The sequence below is a fragment of the Nonomuraea sp. B5E05 genome, from assembly GCF_039880665.1.
Lineage (GTDB): Bacteria > Actinomycetota > Actinomycetes > Streptosporangiales > Streptosporangiaceae > Nonomuraea.
The window spans coordinates 102022-120478 of sequence record NZ_JBDPMJ010000005.1; the positions used below are offsets into that span (position 1 = coordinate 102022).

An 18457-nucleotide genomic window follows, 5' to 3' on the forward strand; every position below is an offset into this window, starting at 1 on the left:
GTCAAGCTCGATGCTCACGCTTTCACCCCGAGTACGAAGGCGAACCGGTCCGAAAACCGTACTTCAGGTCCTGGATGAGCGCGGCGGATCTCGGAGATTCCCGCTTCGAGTTCGGCGTCGTCGAAGCTGGCCAGCAGGGACATGTATCGGCTACGGACCATTTGTAGGTAACGTTCGACGGTGAAGGTTAGAGGGAACTCGTCGTAGGCCAATTCCGTACGGAGGCCGGCGCCTCTCATCGCGGAGGCTATGTCCTCTGGAGCGGGTTGTCTCTCCCGGAAGAGATTCAGCGCCGCCCCGAACAGCGGGTAGTCGATCGCGCTCGGCAGCATCACCACGAGGATCCGTCCGCCGGGCCTGAGGTAACGGGACAACCCATACAGGGCCTGCGCCGGATCGTCCAAGTGGTGAATGACTTCCTTCATCAGGATGGCGTCGTAGCCATCATGCGGAAGTTGGATCCGGCCTGCGGCGAGCTCCTCAGCCGTTGCCACGAGCGGGATCAGGCGCTCGCTGGCAGGCAACTGTCGCAGCATCGCGGGGGAGAGGTCGGCGCAGACGGTGATGCTTGTGTGATTCTCAAGATTGCGCGTGTAGAGGCCGGTTCCACACCCGATGTCCAGGAGGAGAGATATTTCGGATGTCAAGTTCATGCGCTTGAGGATGTTTTCGGTCATCCACGCGATGAAGGTGGAACTGTACGCCCAGTTCTCGTCGTATCTATCCGCAAGTCGTTCGTAGTGCGCTCTAGTGGCATCGCTTTGCACGAGAAGTTCCCCCGAAGACGAGTCGCCAGGCAAGCCCAAGCATCTGCTGAGCGGTAATGCCCGTCAAGGCCGTAAGGATTGCCTGGCCGACCGAACTCGCCACCGCCTGTCTCGTGCGCGCTGTCGTGTTAAAGCGGCGGCATACCGGCGCCATACCGGCGCCTCCTATGCTGACCGCGTTCGTCCACGGATCTTGTTGAAGGGAACCCGGTGTCCCGTTCTGTGCTCGTCATGGTCGTCGCGTTGCTGCTGTCGGCGCTCCCCGGTGTGGCTCATGCGGAGCCCCCCGGTGTGGTGGGGACCGCGGGAAACCTCATACGAGAGGAGGAGCCGCGGGCCGACGGGATCAGGCACGTCGACAGCAAAGTGATGATCGCGGGGTTGAAGGCCCTCAACGCCAACACCTACGTCTATCCGATGGCCGGCGACAACGTGCACTGGGAGGACCTGCGTCAGGAGTTCCTCCCGGCCGCCGCCGCTGCCGGAATCGACGTCTGGGTGCTGGTGTACACGCCGAGCCAGGCGGGCTGTTGCGTCTCCCGGCCGTACAAGCACGACTACGTGGCATGGGCGCGCGAGATCGCCACTCTCTCCAAGGCCCACCCGAACCTGGTCGGCTGGACCGTGGACGACTACGGCTACGACCTCAGGACGTTCACACCGGAGTACGTCAAGAAGATGCGCGCGGCCGCCAGGCAGATCAATCCCTCGTTGAAGTTCGTCCCCACGGTCTATTACAGCCAGTTCACCGACGCGTTCATCGCTGAGCAGGTCCCCTTGCTGGATGGAGTGATCTTCCCCTTCCGGGACGCGCCGCACCGGGACACGTCGTGGACGTGGAGCCTGTCGTACCAGGTCAAGCAGCTCGCCAAGCGGCTTCCCGGCACCGACGTCTACCTGATGCCGTATGCCCACCCGCTGAGCCACGCCGCCCAGAAGCCGACGGTCGGCTACGTCGAGGCCGTCACGAAGAAGGCCCTCGAGCACGTACGCGCGGGCGAGCTGGCCGGGGTCGTGCAGTACAAGCTCCCCTACGTGTCCCGCGACGGCGGGTGGACCCGGCCCGCGGGCGACAACCTCGCCCGCACCGGCAACGGGCGGCTGAGCTTCGTCGTTGAGGGAGACACCGCCACCAAGGCGGGGATGTGGTGCGGCGCGAGCCGCCAGGTCCAGCTCACTCCGGGCGCCGGCAAGTACAGCGTGAGCTTCTGGCACGGGGACGACCGTGGCCGTGCCAACCCGGCCGGCTACCACGTCAAGCAGCTTCTTCTCAACGGCAAGGTGGTGTGGGAGCAGGACGTCGCCGCCAACGACCAGGCGTGGCAGAAGGTCACGGTCGACCTGACGGCCAGGCTGGCCGGGGCGAAGAGCGCGAAGCTGGAATGGCGGCTGTACGAGCGCAAGGGCGTCAGCGACTATTTCGTCGACGTCAGCGTGGACGACATCGTGGCCACGGGCCTGCAGTTGAGCGACCCGGGCGTGGAGAACGCCGTCACCTGGACCGCCGGCCTGGCCCGGCAAGGAGGGCCGGTCTACTGCTCCGCCCAGGTCTACCACCACGACTACGGCGCCGATCTCGGCGCGCGGATCGCCAAGCTGTACGCCGCCGCATAGCGCGAGTGGGGAACCGAGCCGGCGCCGCGCAGCCAGGGAGTACGAGCGCGGCGCCTCCAGCGCGGGGACGTGAAGGCGCGCGGCGCGGTGGTTGCGCTACTTCCCGGGGCAGAGGACCGCCTCTGCCGCCTTCTTGGCCAGGGGGTCGATGGCCGGGTCACTGTGCTCGGTGGCCAGCGTGAGTGACATGACCAACTGCACGCTGCCGTCCCTGGTGCTGAAGGTGAGGGCGTTGAAGCCGGGTGAGCTGCCCTTCGCGCGTCCGTACGTGCCTTCGCTGTCGCACACGTTGAGGTTGGGGGAGCGGTCCGGCTCGGAGGGAGACCGGCCGGCGTTCAGCGCCTTCTTCTCCTCCTTCGTGAGGATCTTGTCCATGGCGAACGCCCGGTGGAAGGTGCTCAGGTCGTCGGTGGTGGAGATCACGCCGCCGGCCGCGTAGCCGAAGCTCATGTTCTGGTTGTCGAAGTCGACCAGCTTGCCGTTCTTGTCGGGGAAGTAGCCGTGGCCGTGCGGGCCCTTGATGCCGCCGGGCCACCTGGTGGGCAGGTAGGTGTCGTCCATGTCCAGGGGCTCGAAGAAGCGCTCCTCGAACTCGGCGGCCAGGGAGTGCCCGGTCACCTCTTCGATGATCAGGCCGAGGAGGTAGTAGTTGGTGTTGGAGTAGGAGAACTTCTCGCCCGGCTCCTGCTCGCGCGGCAGGGTGCGCGATCTGGTGATCAGCTCCATCGGTGTGTACTTCGTCTCGAAGTCGAAGTAGTCGATGAGCTCGGGGGTGTACCAGTTGGGGATGCCCGAGGTGTGGTGGATCATCTGCTCCACGGTGATCTCGTCGGCCCGCTCTACCAGGTCCTTTTCCACCACGACCGGCAGCACCTCGCTGAGCTTGGAGTTCAGGCCGAACTTGCCCTCCGTGACCAGCTTCATGATGGCCGCGGAGGTCATGGACTTGGTCTGCGACCCGATCCGGAAGCGGGCGCCCGCCGGGATCCTGCCGCTCTCGCCGTCGAGGAGACGCGTGCCGCCCGAGCCCTTGTCGACTCTCTTGCCGTCCACGTAGACCGCGCCGATCGCGCCGAGCACCTCCGGGCTCTTCGCCAGCTCTGACAGAGCCTTCTGCACGTCCCCCATCTGGGGCCGGCCCGCTTCCGCGGCGGTGGCCGGTGCCGTGGCACCCAGCGTCAGCATCGCGCACGCCAGGCCGGCCAGACCGACTGCTTTCACATGCCTCACGAGGAAGATCCTCTCTGCAGGAAATGCCGGACGTGGCCGTATCAGGTGTGAGACGCCTCCCGCCCGGACTCGTAGCGACTGTCTAGACGGGCGGCGGTTTCCCGGCTGTTTCGCCCGTCAGTCGCGCGACGCCGAGCGGCGGATGACGCCCGGTGATCTGCTGGGTCCTCAGCGATCGGCCCGCTTCGGGCAGAGCAGGAAGGTGGTGCCCGTGTCCTGTGGGTTCTCCACCACGAGTCCGGTGGCGGACAGGACCTGCGCGATCAGGTCCCGGTCGCCGGCCCACTGCAGCGTGAGCTCGTCGACCAGGTCACCCCGGGCGTCGAAACACGACGTGTGCGCCTGCGTGGTCCAGAAGACGGCCTTCGCCGACGCTCCGGCCTCGTGGACGTGCTGCCACGCTCCGGAGACCGTCGGCCAGAGGTCGGGCTCGGCGAAATAGCCCTGCTCGGCGAGCCGGTCGAAGACGCGTACGACGCGGCACAGGTCGGAGGAGACCTCGCCGCCAGCCAGGCAGGTGACGAACCCCTCCTCCGGTTTGTTCAGGCCGTGCACTGCGGCGAAGAGCGCCTCCATCGCTTCGTCCGCCTGCCTGCTCAGCTCGTCGGCGTCCAGGTCCAGCAGCGCGTCGTGGTCGTCGTCCTGTTCCGCCTGGCCGGGAACGGAGACCACGAGGCCCTCCCGCGCGAACATCGACTGGATCCGTGACGGCAACCCGCCGCGCCAGGAGATCGCGACGTCCTTGACCAGCCCGCCGCCGGGCGCGAAGTGATCGGCCAGGTCGGCGGGCAGGCTCAGCAGGCCGCTCGTCTCGGTGTCGGCCGCGAACCGTCCCGCGTCCACGATCTGCCAGCCTTCGTCCCTCAACCGGTCGAGTGCCTGGTCGAAGCGCTCACGCTGCGAGGATCGCGGCGCGGAGCCCGGCCTGGAGAACGTTTCGTGCGTGACCACGATGCAGCACCTCGTCGTTGCGGAAGGCCCGTGGCGCCAGGCGTCGAGCCAAGATCAAGTCCGCACCAGCGTAGTGGCTCCTCTCCGGCCGCCGACCGTGGTTCGTGCGGCCCGTCAGTTCGTGCAGAGCTGGGAGCGCAGAGTGTCGTGGGCCCAGCGCTCGAACCGTTCGGGCGTCCAGCCCCGGTCACGGGTGAACACCAGGTAGAGCTCCGGGCTGAGCACGCCGTACAGCAGGTCGGCGGCCTGGGACACCTCGGGACGTGCCCCCGGCTTGGCCATCAGGCTGTCCGCGGCGGTCTGTGTCACCGTGTAGCGCGGATCCCGCTCGTCGGGCCACATGTCGGCGATCTCCGGGTCGGTGGCCACGGCGATCTGCAGCACCTTGGTCATCGGGGCCACCCGCTCCAGCACAGCCCGGGTGCCCGCCACGTAAAGTCGCAGGTGCTCCTGAGCGGTGGCGGCGTCCAGCGCGTCGCGGAACCACGGCCGCTCGAGGGTCGCCACGGGACGATCGTCGCCCGCGATCGTGACGTCGACGAGCTCCTTGAGCAGGCGGCGTTTGTTGCCGAACACGAAGTAGACGGTCTGCACTGCCACGCCCGCCTTGTCGGCGATCTGCTGCAGCATGGTCGCGCCATAGCCCTGCGCCACGAACAGCTCCCCGGCGGCCTCCAGGATCCTGCGCCGGGTCTCGGCGGACTTCTGCGCCTTCTTGTTGGGCTTCCTGTCCTCGCTCACGGGGAGCAAGGCTAGCCGAACTCTAGATGCGGACTACAGAACGCCGGGCGTCCTTACCGGGAAACGAGGAGGAAACATCCACTCGGCCATAAAGGACGGCGAGGGGAGCTGGTGCGCCTGCCGGGGCCGGGCTCGACCCCGGCCCCGGCAGTCGTGCGCCACCTCGGGCGAATCTCGCCGCCGAGGCCGCGTGTTCTGGAGGAGACATCGTGAAACGTACGACAGTGACCGGCCTGGCCGGGTTGGCCTGCGCGATGCTGACGTTGGGCGTCGCCGCGCCCGCCGCCTCGGCCGCCGCGGACCGGCCCCGGCTGGGCAACGTGCAGAAGGCTCTGTCGGAACTGGCGAAGAGCTCGAAGATCGTGGGCGCGATCGGCGCGCTCTACGTCGACGGCAGGAAGGCAGGCAAAGGCACGGCCGGCACCCGCCTGCTGAACGACAAGGGCGGCAGGATCCCCGCGGGCGCCCGCTTCAGGATCGGGTCACAGACCAAGCTGATGACCCAGGTCGTCATCATGAAGCTGGTCACCGAGGGCAAGCTGTCGCTGGACGACAAGCTCGGTGACCTGCTGCCGGTCGTCGTCGAGAAGGACCTGGTGGAGCGGGCCGGCGAGATCACCGTGGAGCAGATGATCCACCACACCTCGGGCATCCCCAACTGGTACACACCGGAGCTCGTCGACGCCTTCGACTTCGACACCTACTACCCGCCGCTGGAGTTGGTGAAGAAGTCGCGCACCGTGGAGCGGTCGCAGGAGCCGGGGGAGAAGTTCTCCTACTCCAACACCAACTACATGCTCCTCGGGCTGATCATCGAGGATCTCACCGACCACTCCGTGTCCCGGGAGTTCGAGCGGCGTATCTTCGATCCCCTCCACATGGACGACACCTACCTGCCCACCAAGTGGCCCGGCGGCATCAAGGGCCCGCACGGGCACGGTTACCACCCCGACAAGAAGGGCAAGCTCCGCGACGTCGACCGCCTCAACATGAGCTACGGCTACGCCGCCGGTGGTGTCATCTCCACCACCGACGACCTCAGCGCCTTCCACCGCGCCTTCGCCAGGGACAAGATCCTCACCAAGCAGGAGAAGGAGGCACTCAACGCCGGTCGCCCCGCTCCGGAGCCGCAGCCGTCGGAGCCTCCGTCGGGAGACAAACCTTCCGACCCACGGGTGTGCGGCGAGTACGGACTTGTCAAGGGAGGCTCGTCCGGATTCAGCGCACTCACGTACAACTCACGGGACGGCCGCGTGCAGTTCGTCCTGTCCGCCACACTCGGCACCAACAACACCGATCCAGCCATCGATCCGCTGGTCAAGAAGGCGGCCGAAGCCGTGCTCTGCCCCGGGAGCTAGCGCAAAGAGGTCAGGCGCGCCGCCTCCGTAGCAGGAAGAACGTGCCGGCGAAGCACACGAGCCCGATGCCTATCCCCACGCCTCCGATGATCAGGTATTCCTGGTCGATCGGCGGATGGGCGATGGGCGAGTCGCTCGGCCCGCCGCCGAAGTGTTTCTCCCCCTCGTACGCCGCCGCCTTCGGCTCGGCGCCCTTGGTCGTGGCCGCCGCCCGCACCGCGCGGTCCGCGTTGACCATCCCGTGGCCGAGGAACAGGGTGTAGCCGTTCGGGGGCTTCGTGGCCGTGCGGACGAGGATGTCGCGCACCTGCCGCGGGCTCAGGTCGGGATTGCGCGACAGCATCAGCGCCACCGCGCCCGCCGCCAGGGCGCACGCCGGCGAGGTGCCCCTGACCATCCGGTATCCGCCGGTGTTGGTGGCGCTGCGGATGTCCACGCCCGGCGCGGCGATCGTGGTGTACGTGTGCACCTGGGAGAACTCCGCGCGCCGCCCCTGCGGGCTGACGGCGGCCACGCCGAGCACACCGGCGTACGCGGCGGGGTAGGACACCACGTTGTTGGCGTCGGTGGCGAGACGGTCGGTGGATCCGCCGTTGCCCGAGGAGGCGAGCACGACGACGCCCTTGCCGGCGGCGTAGTCGACCGCCGCGGCGACGTCGTCGAGGTAATCGTTGAAGCCTGCCCATTCGTCGGTGCCCAGGGACATCGAGATGACCTTGGCGCCCTTGTCGACCGCGTAGCGGACGGCTCGGGACACCGACGTCTGCATCGGCAGGAGCTCCTTGTCGAAGGTGCCGCCTTTGCGCCACTTCTCCCACTCTTCCTCGATGCGATCCCTGCCGGGGTCCTCGTGGTCGAGGATGACCCGCAGGGACAACACGCGGGCCTTCGGGGCGACGGACAGCACGTTGGAGGCCATCGCGGTGCCGTGCTCGCCCCAGTGCGGGTCCCCCTTCCTGGCGCCGTAGCGGAGGAAGTCGGGCCCCGAGGTGACCCGTCCTCTGAACGCTGGATGGCCGGTCACCACGCCGGTGTCGAGCACCGCGACCGTGACGTTCTCGCCCTGGCTGGTCCGGTGGGCCTCCGGGACGTCCATGGCGTTGAGCTCCCAGCCGGCCGGCGCGGCGGCGTGGGCGGGAACGGCCGCCGAGAGGATCAGCGGGACGGTGAGGAGGGCTGCGACGGTCGTCCTGCGGATCACGGTCTCGCCTCCTGGATCTGGTCCCTCAGATGGGCGGTGGTGCTCTCGGCCAGGCCGGTGGAGATCTCCCCCCAGGGGGAGCGGTCGATGCGCTGGTCGCTCTCGCGCCTGCCCCAAGGTTGCGGGAGCCTGCCGGCGCGCCGCCCGTCGGCCGGCCCCGAGGTCACCGCGACGAACAGCGTCGCGACCGAGTCGGCGCCGCTTCCGGCCCGCGCGCCGTCCGTCCACTTGACGCCTTTCGCCGGCAGGGCCCGGACGCCGTAGTCACGCTCCTCGCGCTGCGCCTCGTACAGGATGGCGTCCAGGTCGTTGCCGGAGTCGTCCGCCGGGAACACGACGATGGCGACGGTGGCCGCGGTCCCTCCCGTGGCGTCGACGTAGGTGGCGCGGAGCGCCGTCTGGCAACCCCGCCCCTTCGCCTCCTCGGCGAGCCCGCCGGCCAGCGCCTTGCCGCAGGAGGTCTCGGGAGAGATCGCGACCCGAGTCCAGCCGCCCCTCGGCTTGTCGCGCCGATCCGGGTCTCGCATGCCGATCGCCGGGGGGAACAGCGTCTCCGCCGGCAGGTTGCGCCACAGGTTCTTCGTGTACTCCTGGTTGTAGATCTCCTGGTTGCTGTTGGAGAAGGCCTGGGCGATGACCCCGCCGCCGGCGAGCGTGCACAGCACCCCGAAGCCGGCGATCAGCACGCCGAAGACGATCCGGACCGGCCCGCGCCCGCGCGGCGGGGCGGCGGGCGGGCGCTGGTACGGAGCGCCGCGAGGAGCCTGCCGCGGGCCAGGCCACGGCTGCGGCGGCTGATGGTGTCCGGGTGGCGGCGGCTGCTGCCCGCCTGGCGGGTAGCCCATGGTGGCTCCTGTCGCGTGGCTTCGCGATCAGGGGCGCGGGTACGGTCAATCCGGCAACGCGGCGTTCCCCCGATCGCTGACGTGCACATGGCACTTTAGCCACATTCTTCACACAGCGAGCAATTCACACGGTGACCGGAAGGCCCTCACGCGCCGGCTCCTCACGGCGGGACAGCAGCGCCAAAGCGGCCACCAGGGCGAACGCCGGGAGCGCTGTGACGCCCGCCAGGCCGGCTAGGGGTAGCTCTCTCCGGCGACCGGCCTCTTGCCCCGCAGCAGCGTCGGCACGGTGACCAGGTGGTAGCCCCGCTTCTTGAGCTCCTTGACGATGCCCGGCATGGCCTTCGCCGTCGCCGGGACCACGTCGTGCATCAGCAGCACGCCGTCGCGCTTGGCCAGCCTCAGCACGGCCGCCTTGATCTTCTTCGGGTCACGCAGTTTCCAGTCGAGCGTCGTGCCCGTCCATAACACCTGCGCGAGGTTCGTCTGCGCGGCCAGCGCCAGCACCCGGTCGTCGGTGTGCCCGTAGGGCGGGCGGAACATCGCAGGCCGGTGCCCCGTGGTCTTCTCGATCACCTGCTGGGTGAGCTTGAGCTCGTCGAGGATCCTGTCGTCGTCGTAGGACGGCAGCGAGGCGTGGGCGTAGGTGTGGTTGCCGATCGCGTGCCCCTGCGCGAGGATCTGCCTGGCGAGCTTCGGGCGTTTCTCCACCTGCTTGCCCACCAGGAAGAAGGTGGCCTTCGCGCGCGCCTTCCTGAGCGTCTTCAGCACGGCGGGCGTGGTCGCGCCCGGCCCGTCGTCGAACGTCAGCGCCAGGCACTTGACCCGCTTGCAGTCGACGGCCGCCTGGGCCGGGAGCGCGGTCGTGGAGGTCAGGGCCAGCGAGGCCGCGAGCACGGCTTGGATCACCACGGGAGACAGCCTAGAGCCATCGCCGCCCCCGGAAGTGCCGCCCGCACATCACTTTCCGGGCACTGTCCTCATACCAGCCGGGCACGCAGGAACAGCGAGACGCCCTTGCGTGAGCCCACCGGCAGATACCTCTCGGCGCGGACGACCGCCGACAGGCCGGCGTTGACGAGGAACGGCGTCCTCTTCAGGTCGCTGCCCGCGGACCGGCGCCGGTGCCGCAGCACGAGCGGGCGCAGCAGGACGTTCCAGCTCCAGACCCGGTCGACGGTCAGCCCCGCGCGGCGTACCACGCTGATCAGCGACTCGCGGCCATAACGCCGTACGTGGCCGACGGCGTGGTCGTGGGCCGACCACAGTGCCATGTCGCTCGGCACCGCGATCAGCGCGTGCCCGCCGGGCGCCAGCACCCTGGCGATCTCCTCGGTGACCAGGTGGTCCTCGCGGATGTGCTCGAGCACGTCGAACGCGGTCACCAGCCCCATGCTGCCCGACCCGAACGGCAGCGCCCTGGCGTCGGCGTGCACGGCCCTGAGCCCGCGCTCCCTGGCCAGTTCGACCGCCGCCTCGCTGTAGTCGGTGGCGGTGGCCTCCCAGCCGGCCTCGACCAGCACCCGGGTGTTGCCACCGCCGGCGGCGCCGATGTCCAGCGCCCGCCTCAACGGGGTGGGCTGCGGGCCGAGCTCGCGCAGTTGCCGGCGGAGGATGGCCCTGCGCTCGCGATACCACCAGTGGGTGTCCTCGAGCTCGATCAGGCGGCGGATCTCAGTCGTCTCCATCGATCATTTCCTCGGGAAGACCCAGCGGTCCAGGGCCGTGAAGCGGATCAGGGTGAGCAGGCAGTACGTGGCGACGACCACGCCCACTTCGGCCAGCCGCCCGGAGCCTGGGGGCACCTTGAGCACGGCCACGGTGGTGAGGGCATAGTTCGCGAGGAAGAGCAGAAATGCTCGGAAATGCACGGTGGTGCGTTTCCTGAAGGTCCATCGGCGGTTGGCCTCGATGTTGATGATCCCTGTGAGGACGAGCGCGCCGAGATTTGTCATGGCCGGTGACCATATATCGCGCAACGGGAGATAAATGATGGTGTACAGCACGACGGAGAAGACGCCTATCGCCGCGAACGACAGGAATTTCGCCAGCGTCACCGCCCGCGGCCGGGTGACCACCGCGTCCGGATGCGTGGGCCTCGGCTCGGACCGCCGCACCGCGACCGAGGCCCGGCCCATCGACATCGACCAGGCGACCCTGGCCAGCCCCTTCAGATCGTCGAGCGCGGTCCTCACCACGCGCACGCGCGAATCGGTGTCCTCGATCCAGTCGACCGGCACCTCGTGCACGCGCAGCCCGTTGTGCTCGGCCAGCAGCAGCAACTCGGTGTCGAAGAACCACGCGTCGTCCTCGACCTTGTCCATCAGCGGCCTGACCACATCGGTCCTGGCCGCCTTGAAACCGCACTGGGCGTCGCTGAACCGGACGCCGAAACCGTACCTGAGCAGGGCGTTGTAGGCGCGCGACACGACCTCGCGGCGCAGCGAGCGGCGGGTGCGCGCGCTGTGCGCCAGCCGCGTGCCGATGGCGATCTCCGAATGCCCGCTGGCCACCGACGCCACCAGCGGAAATAGGGCGTCGAGGTCGGTGGACAGGTCGACGTCCATGTACGCCACGATGTCGGCGGGGCTGTCGCGCCAGGCCGCCCGCAGCGCCGCGCCCCTGCCCCTGATGTCGAGCCGGCGGGCGTGCACCAGGTCGAACTCCCCGGCCAGCTCGGTGGCGACCCCCCAGGTGCCGTCGGTGCTGCCGTTGTCGACGATCGTGATGCGCCACGGCAGCGGGAAACGTTCGTCGAGAAACCTGGCCAGCGTGCGTACGCAGCCCGGCAGGGCGCGCTCCTCGTTGAGCACGGGGATGACGATGTCCACCCACGCCAGCCGGTTGGCGGCGTCATCGGCGAGGCGGGGGCGCGGCTCCAGGGCGGCACGCGTGTCCATAGAATCCCCATCTGTAGCTCGTGGCCGTGGCTCCACGAAAATGGTGCGGGGGATGTCGAGCAAGACGGGCGCGGTTTCTCGTCATCGTTCCATGAAAGGGGATTATCTTTACCTTCAGAAAAGCTCGTAGACCGAGGAGCTCTCGTTCCGGAAACGCAGCTGGGCGAATCTCTCCAGCTTCCGGTTTTTGTCGGTGAAAAGCCATCTGACGCCATATTTCTGGGCGAGATGCCGCACGTTCTCCGCCGTCGGCCGCTGGAACACCGCATCGTTCGCCGCCAGCCGCGCCGGATCGGCGAACGGCACGTCGAGGTAGGACGCCCTGAACAGCGGGGTGCGTGACAGCGTGCTCTCTGCGTACGCCCACCCTTCCACCAGCACCCGCCGCTCCGTGAACCCGGCCACCCAGTAGTGCCTGCTGTCGCACGGCGACTCCATGACCGGGCGGCAGTGCAGGTCGGTGGCCACCACGTCGCCAGGCGACGAATGATCGCGCAGCCACCGGCCCGCCTCCATCGCCCCGTCGGGGATCTCCCGCCTGCGCTCGCCCTCCTCGGGGGTGACGTGCGCGGCCACGTCACGTGCCGACTCCGGCAGCGCGTACCCCATGAGCAGAGCCACCACCGCCAGCCCGAACCCCCGCCGCCACAACAGCAACGCCGCCGCCGCGAGCACCGCGTACGGCACCGCCACCGCCGCCGGCACATCGCCCGCGACGCCGGGCGCAGAGGCCAGCAGGGCGGCCCCCGCACCCATCCCCACCAGGCAGGCCACGATCGGCCACGGCACCCGCCGCGCCGCCAGCACACCGCACACGGCGGCGATCGACAGGTAGGGACGCGCGCCTTCGAGGAAGTACAGCTGCGACAACGACGGATGCCCGAACACCACGGCCGCGCCGACGCCCGCCGTCCCGATGCCCAGCACCAGCAACATCGGCGGCTCCAGCGCCCGCCGCCCCAACGCCGCCGCCCCGCCCCACACGCACGCCAGGCAGAACAGGTGCACCGCCGTCAGCACCACCAGCGGCCAGGCAGGCACGGACGCCAGCTCCGGCATCCCGACGCCCGCCACCGAACCCCAGAGCGAGCGCATCGTGGCGAACGGCGCGACCGCCGTGCCCTGGGCGCCGCGCCCGAACACCACGAACTGCGCGATCAGCAGGCACACCAGCGTGATGCCCGCGGCCGCCCCCTGCTCCGCGCGCACCCGCCGCTCCACCACCCCGCGCACGACCATCACCAGGAGCAACCCCGCCAGCAGCAACGGCAGGAACGTGGCCTTCGCCCCGGTCAGCGCGAGCAGCAGCACGGCGAGCGCCACCCAGCTCCGCCGCCCGCCGGCCAGCATCAGCACCACGGGCGCGAACAGCAGAGCCCCCAACGTCTGCGTGGGGCTCGCCCAGACGGTGAACATCGACCGCGACGTGAAGCTCACGCCCTCCTGCAACGCCGGGCTGAACAGGAAGTACGTGACCCCCACCGCCGCGATCCCCGCCCCCCAGCGCCCGCCGAGCCGGCGCCCGAGCACCGCGACCAGCACGACCATCGCCACCATCATCGGCAACGTGGACAGCCGGTAGACCAGCGTCACCGGCTCGATCCCGGTGACCCAGCTCGTCGCCGCCATGTCGGCGTAGACGAACCAGTGGTAGGAGAGCCGCTCGCCCAGCACCGACGGCAGCGTGGGCGGCACATGGTGCCTGACCTCGCCGACCAGTGCCAGGTGGTAGGGCATGTCGACGTACGCGCTGGAGACCGGGTGGCGGTAGAGCGAGATCACGCACCACGCCACCAGGTAGCCGACCACCGCGGCGAGCGCCCAGGCGCACCACCCCGGCACGCGCTCCCGGCCGGGCGCCCCACGCCAGTGCCGCCACAGGCGCGGCACGCAGAGGAACGTGCACACCACGGCCACGGGCGGCGCCAGCACCAGCAGCGGCAGCCCCGCGGCCCGGGCCGGGATGTAGGCCAGCACCTCGACGGCGTACCCCAGGGCCAGCCCGGCCGCGAGGTCCTCCGCCAGCATCCGGCCGCCCCCGGTCAGCGCCCGCCACAGCAGCGTCCCCGGCAGCGCCACGCCGGCGCCGACGTACGCCGCGAAGGCGGCCAGATCACGGGCGGGAACGCCGCACCACACCAGCGCGGCCACCGTGCCCGCGCCCACCAGCAGGGCGGGTGCCCAGCCCGGACCGAACCCGCGCCCCGGCGACCCAGGAGGGCGGACGTGCGTGCTCTCGGGCGCCGCCAGCGTCATCGGGTCACGGTCACCAGTCGGGTGAACTCGGCGGGCAGGTCGACGCCGTCCCACACCCGGTGGAAGCTCAGCGCGCCGCCGACGGGCACCATCCGGTCGACCCCGCGCCCGGCCAGCCCTCTGGCCAGCTCGTCCAGCTCCGCCCCGGCGAACCCGAAATGCGTCATCGTCTGGTCGCGCCGCTCGACCAGCGCGGCCAGCTCCGCCAGCGCGCCGATCCTGGCGTGCGTGAACGTTCCCGCTCCCAGCCACCGCCTGGGAGGCGCGGCGCCCTCGGCCAGCGTCACGTCCGCCAGCGCGTTGCCCCGGAACTCCACCCGCTCCGCCACCCCGTCGGCGGCCAGGCCGTAGGCGGCGACCCGCTTCTCCACGGCCATCGCCGCATCGACCCCCCACCCGCGCTCGCCCAGCACCCGCGCGACGTGCTCGGAGAAGTCGGCCCGCGCCGCGTCGCAGTCGCTCGGCGTCCCCACCCAGAACACCGTCCTGGGGGACGAGCAGGCCGCCTGGTCGAACCAGTAGGCGTCGTTGACGAACCCCTCGGCCACCCTGAACCGCGCCGCCTCGGGCGCGCCCGACCACGCCGCCGCCCGGATCACCGCGAACGACGACCGGTCGGGGAAGGCCAGGTCACGGGCGTGCGGGGCGAGCGGGTGCCGCCGCAGCGCCTGCACGGTGGCGTCGCCGCCCCACACCACCCGCAGGTCGCAGGCGGCGCAGAGCGCGGCGGTCACGGCGTCGTCGCGGTCGTAGGAGACGATTCGCTGGGTGGCGCCGATCACCGGGTCGGCCTCGGCCAGCGCCTCGTGCAGCGTGTCGAGGATGACCCCGGCCACCAGGCCCGAGCGCGGCGACAGGCGCACGATGTTGCGGTTGCCCATCAGGGCCGACAGCGCCCACGAGTAGACGAAGACGGTGTCGACGTTCGCGGGAGGGACATGGAACACCAGGCCGCGCGGGACGCGTACGTGCTCGCCGGCCAGCCCCTCCACCGTGCGGGCCAGCTCGCTGGGCCGCAGGAAGAAGCCGAGCGAGCCGAGCTCGGGATGCCGGCGCGCCAGCGCGGGCCGCAGCAGCCGCCTGCCGAACGCGGTGAGGAACGCGCGGACCCGCTCGTCACCCGTCTCCAGCCGGCCGCGCATCTCCCCGAGCAGCACCTCGACGGGCACCCCCTCGACGGGTGGCGCGGCGGCGGGGAACCTGACCGTCACCTTCGGGCCCGGCATCAGCCGCCCTGCCCGAACGTGTCGCTGCAACCCCGCGCCTCGGCCCGCGGCAACCTGCCGAGCACCTCGAACCGGCGTCCCGGCAGGCTCCCGTCGTCGACGCCGCGCACCACGCCGACGTCCTCCGTCAGCAGGACGTGCCCCGGATAGGACGTCGGCAGCGTGCTGACCACCTCGATCAGCCCCGGCACGCCGGCCGGCGCCTCCTGCCACGTCTGCGGGTCGCGGATCACGACGTCGGCGAAGTCGGGGCAGTAGAGCCCGTCTCCGTCCGGCCCTTCCAGGAACACGGTGCCGATCTGCTCGACCATGCCGTAGAAGTTGTGCACGCTGCTCAGCCCGCACTCGTCGGCCAGCCGCCGCCGGAACCCGGCGTTGTCCACCGCCTGCTCGGCCAGCCGCTTCCAGCCGCCCGAGTGGATCAGCACCCCCCGCGACAGGTCCGCGCCGAGACCGCGCAGGTGGAGCCAGACCATGAACGTGAAACCGAAGATCAGGAACCGTTCGCGGCCGTGCCGCGCCAGGAAGCCCTTGACCGCCTCCGCGTCCACCCGGCCCCGCTCGTCGAGCACGAACGTGTGGTCCCTGCCGAAGTTCATCATCCCGAGCACGCCGGCGCCACGCGCGCTCAGCGCCGGGTCACGCACCACGGAGCGGCTGTCGACGACCAGCATCGGCAGCCGCCGCTCGCCCAGCACCCCCCTGAACGTCGCCGCCAGCATCCGGGTCTGCGCGGCCGCCGCCTCGCGGTCGAGGAACACCCGGCTCGGCCGCTGCCCGGTCGTGCCGCTGGACGTCAGCACCCTGAACACCTGGTCTTCGCGTACGCTGCGCAACTCGTGCGTCTTGAACAGCCGCACCGGCAACCACGGCAGGTCGGCCACCCGCTCGTAGGGAGGCCGCGCGCCGATCGCGTCGAGAATCCGGTCGTAGGGCGGGCACGCCTGCCGGTGCCGCTCGGTCAGCGCCGCCAGCGCCGGCGCCAGCACCGCCTCCCGCTCGGCCCCGCCCAGCGTGAACACGCCCGAGGTCATGCGCGGGACTCCAGCGCGCGGTAGTCGATCTTGCCGTTCGCCAGGAGGGGAAGCCGGTCGACGCTGCGGACGTCGAACCCGCTCCAGTGCACGCGCAACTCCGCGCCGAGCCGCCGGGCCAGCCCTGCGCAGCCCGCCGCGTCGAGCCCTTCCGTCCACACCGTGATTCGGTCGTCGCCGCTGGTGGCCACCGCCGGGCCGGAGGCGGTCAGCAGGCGCTCGACGTCGTCGAGGTTGACCCGCACGCCGAAGATCTTGGCGATGCGCTTGAGCCGCCCGGTGATGTGGAGGAAGCCCTCGGGGTCGAGCCGGCCGAGGTCGCCCGTGCGCAGCACCCCGCCGAGGTCGTCGCCCCTCGCCAGGTCGGCGGCGGTCTCCGCGTAGCCCATCATGACGTTGGGACCGTGGTAGACGACCTCCCCGGCGTCGATGGTCAGCCGGCCCCCGGGGATGGCGAGCCCGGCCGAGCCCGGCTTGTCGGCGAGCCGGTCAGGAGGCAGGACGGCGATGCGGGCCGTGGCCTCGGTCTGCCCGTACATGACGAAGAACCGGTCGGCCTGAGCGGCGAACTCCTTGACCAGCTCCTCGCTGAGGCGCCCGCCCGCCTGCGTGAACGTGGCGAGCGCGGGATGCTCGGCCCGGTCGTAACGCAGCCGGCGCAACATTTCGTACTGGTAGGGGACGGCCGCCAGCGACGTGCAGCGGTGGGCGTCGAGGTGGGTCCAGAACGAGCGCTCCAGCAGCCCCGCCTCCGTCAGCACGACGGTGGCCCCCGCCATCAGGTGGCTGTTGAGCACCGACAGGCCGTAGCTGTAGTGCAGCGGCAGGCTGGTGGGCACGATCTCGGCGGGCTCGATGGACAGCGCCGTGACGATGGCGGCGGCGTTGGCGAGCACGGCCCGGCGCGAGAGGCGGACGAGCCGGGGATTGCCGGTCGAGCCGGACGTGGCGAGCAGGACCGCCAGGTCGGGATGCGGCTCGGGCGGGTGACCCGCGTCGCGGTGGGACGGAGGTCGTGGCGCCCGCGGGACGCGCGGTGACGAGCCGTCGGCCGCGTGGGTGAACCCGAGCAGCGCGGCCGGCTGGAACCTGCCCGTCAGGTCGGCCAGCGCCCCGACGGGCAGGTCGGGGTCGAGCAGCGCGATCGGCCGGCCGGAGCGCCAGGCGGCGAGATAGCGCAGCACCGACGCGAGGTTGTTGCGCATCCCGCAGAACAGCGGCCCCGGCCGCAGCCGGGCCAGGGCCTCGGCGGCGCGTTCGATGTCGTCACCCAGCACACCGCCCGAGAGCGCTGTCTCGTCTCCCGCGACGACGAGCCGGGCCTCCGGATGGGGGAACGGCGGTTCCTGGCTCACAGCACCAGCCCGCCGTCCACGCCGAGGACCTGGCCGGTGATGAAACCGGCGTCGGAGGAGAGCAGGAACGCCGTGGCGCGGGCGACGTCGGCCGGCCTGCCGAGGCGCCCGAGGGGGGTCGCCGCGACCGTGGCCGTGCGGGTGTGCTCGTCGAGCGTGCCGAGCATGTCGGTCTGGATGTAGCCGGGCGCCACGGCGTTGACGCGGATGCCGGCCGGCCCCAGCTCCTTGGCGGCGGCCAGGGTGAGGCCGATGATCGAGGCCTTGGTCGCGGAGTAGACGGCCTGACCGGCGCCGCCCGCGCGGCCCATGATCGAGGAGACGAGCACCACGGCGGGGCTGGTGCCCCGGCGCAGCAGCCGGAGCGAGGCCTGCAGGGTGTGCGTGGCGCCGATCGCGTTGACCTCGAAGAGGCGGCCGATGGTGTCGTGGCGGACCATGCCGAGCAGGCCCGCGGCGTGCACGCCCGCGTTGATCACCAGGGAGTCGAGCCGGCCGTGCCGCTGGTAGATGCGCCGCATCATGGCCGAGACGAGCCCGGGATCGGCCACGTCGCCGTGGACGGAGCCGGTCAGGCCGCCGGTCTCGGCGGCCACGTCGGCGGCGACCTTCGCGGCCCGCTCCTCGTCGCGGCCGTGGAGCACGACATCGTGACCGGCGGCGGCCAGCGCGGTCGCGATGGCTCGGCCGATGCCCGCCGTCGAACCCGTGACCAGGGTGACCCTGGCCTCAGCGGGCGGCAGCGCCGACGCCATGCTTCTCCAGCAGCTCGGCCGCCTTCGCGAACGAGCTCATGTCGATCATCTCGTCGGTGTCGATCATGACGGAGAACTCGTCCTCCATCGCGGCGACCAACGCCATGTGGGCCAGGGAGTCCCACTGCGGGATGGCACGGTATTCGAGCCCGTCGACGTCGGTGCCGTCAGGCAGGTTGAGCGCCATGCGGAAGGTGGCCCGCAGGCGATCGAGATGACTCATG

General features: G+C 70.5%; 17 protein-coding genes. 2 read left to right on the forward strand and 15 right to left on the reverse strand.

What is annotated here, in order from left to right; translation table 11 throughout:
* Window positions 1-14: 14 nt before the first annotated feature.
* The gene (locus tag ABGB01_RS11510) at window positions 15-767 is read right to left on the reverse strand and encodes a class I SAM-dependent methyltransferase (protein ID WP_347773087.1); all 753 of its coding nucleotides are present in this window, start codon (window positions 765-767) and stop codon (window positions 15-17) included.
* 210 nt (window positions 768-977) lie between these two features.
* Between ABGB01_RS11510 and ABGB01_RS11515 the strand changes: the two genes are divergently transcribed.
* Window positions 978-2381, forward strand: a complete 1404-nt coding sequence (locus ABGB01_RS11515) for a hypothetical protein (RefSeq protein ID WP_347773089.1) — start codon at window positions 978-980, stop codon at window positions 2379-2381.
* A 96-nt stretch (window positions 2382-2477) separates the two neighbouring features.
* On the opposite strand, the gene ABGB01_RS11520 is transcribed toward ABGB01_RS11515, so the two are convergent.
* From ABGB01_RS11520 to ABGB01_RS11530, 3 genes are all read right to left on the reverse strand, one after another.
* Window positions 2478-3602: a serine hydrolase domain-containing protein gene (locus tag ABGB01_RS11520; RefSeq protein ID WP_347773091.1), complete on the reverse strand. Its 1125-nt coding sequence runs from the start codon at window positions 3600-3602 to the stop codon at window positions 2478-2480.
* A gap of 177 nt (window positions 3603-3779) precedes the next feature.
* Window positions 3780-4562: a hypothetical protein gene (locus tag ABGB01_RS11525; RefSeq protein WP_347773093.1), complete on the reverse strand. Its 783-nt coding sequence runs from the start codon at window positions 4560-4562 to the stop codon at window positions 3780-3782.
* Between the two features lie 114 nt (window positions 4563-4676).
* On the reverse strand, window positions 4677-5303 hold the full coding sequence (locus tag ABGB01_RS11530) for a helix-turn-helix domain-containing protein (protein ID WP_347773095.1): 627 nt from the start codon (window positions 5301-5303) through the stop codon (window positions 4677-4679).
* Between the two features lie 209 nt (window positions 5304-5512).
* Between ABGB01_RS11530 and ABGB01_RS11535 the strand changes: the two genes are divergently transcribed.
* Window positions 5513-6661 carry a serine hydrolase domain-containing protein gene (locus tag ABGB01_RS11535; protein ID WP_347773097.1) on the forward strand — a complete coding sequence of 383 codons (1149 nt, stop codon included), beginning with the start codon at window positions 5513-5515 and terminating at the stop codon, window positions 6659-6661.
* Between the two features lie 10 nt (window positions 6662-6671).
* Here ABGB01_RS11535 and ABGB01_RS11540 read toward each other — a convergent pair whose 3' ends face one another.
* The 11 genes from ABGB01_RS11540 to ABGB01_RS11590 form a co-directional block, all read right to left on the reverse strand.
* A complete protein-coding gene (locus ABGB01_RS11540) occupies window positions 6672-7862 on the reverse strand; it encodes a S8 family serine peptidase (RefSeq protein WP_347773099.1) in 1191 nt (396 codons plus the stop codon).
* Window positions 7859-8707, reverse strand: coding sequence for a hypothetical protein (locus tag ABGB01_RS11545; RefSeq protein WP_347773101.1), 849 nt, complete (start codon window positions 8705-8707; stop codon window positions 7859-7861). Before ABGB01_RS11545 ends, ABGB01_RS11540 begins: the two co-directional genes overlap by 4 nt.
* Before the next feature lie 234 nt (window positions 8708-8941).
* Window positions 8942-9619, reverse strand: coding sequence for a polysaccharide deacetylase family protein (locus ABGB01_RS11550; RefSeq protein ID WP_347773103.1), 678 nt, complete (start codon window positions 9617-9619; stop codon window positions 8942-8944).
* Between the two features lie 68 nt (window positions 9620-9687).
* Window positions 9688-10395, reverse strand: a complete 708-nt coding sequence (locus ABGB01_RS11555; protein ID WP_347773105.1) for a class I SAM-dependent methyltransferase — start codon at window positions 10393-10395, stop codon at window positions 9688-9690.
* 3 nt (window positions 10396-10398) lie between these two features.
* On the reverse strand, window positions 10399-11607 hold the full coding sequence (locus ABGB01_RS11560; RefSeq protein WP_347773107.1) for a glycosyltransferase: 1209 nt from the start codon (window positions 11605-11607) through the stop codon (window positions 10399-10401).
* Between the two features lie 114 nt (window positions 11608-11721).
* Complete coding sequence (locus tag ABGB01_RS11565; RefSeq protein WP_347773109.1) at window positions 11722-13863, reverse strand: hypothetical protein; 2142 nt, start codon at window positions 13861-13863, stop codon at window positions 11722-11724.
* Complete coding sequence (locus ABGB01_RS11570; protein ID WP_347773111.1) at window positions 13860-15089, reverse strand: acyl-CoA reductase; 1230 nt, start codon at window positions 15087-15089, stop codon at window positions 13860-13862. Before ABGB01_RS11570 ends, ABGB01_RS11565 begins: the two co-directional genes overlap by 4 nt.
* Window positions 15089-16123 carry an acyl-protein synthetase gene (locus ABGB01_RS11575; RefSeq protein WP_347773113.1) on the reverse strand — a complete coding sequence of 345 codons (1035 nt, stop codon included), beginning with the start codon at window positions 16121-16123 and terminating at the stop codon, window positions 15089-15091. Before ABGB01_RS11575 ends, ABGB01_RS11570 begins: the two co-directional genes overlap by 1 nt.
* The gene (locus ABGB01_RS11580; protein ID WP_347773115.1) at window positions 16120-17478 is read right to left on the reverse strand and encodes an AMP-binding protein; all 1359 of its coding nucleotides are present in this window, start codon (window positions 17476-17478) and stop codon (window positions 16120-16122) included. Before ABGB01_RS11580 ends, ABGB01_RS11575 begins: the two co-directional genes overlap by 4 nt.
* Complete coding sequence (locus ABGB01_RS11585; protein ID WP_347773117.1) at window positions 17475-18233, reverse strand: SDR family oxidoreductase; 759 nt, start codon at window positions 18231-18233, stop codon at window positions 17475-17477. The genes ABGB01_RS11580 and ABGB01_RS11585 overlap by 4 nt, the downstream gene beginning before the upstream one ends.
* Window positions 18208-18456, reverse strand: a complete 249-nt coding sequence (locus ABGB01_RS11590; protein WP_347616697.1) for an acyl carrier protein — start codon at window positions 18454-18456, stop codon at window positions 18208-18210. Before ABGB01_RS11590 ends, ABGB01_RS11585 begins: the two co-directional genes overlap by 26 nt.
* Window position 18457: the final 1 nt, after the last annotated feature.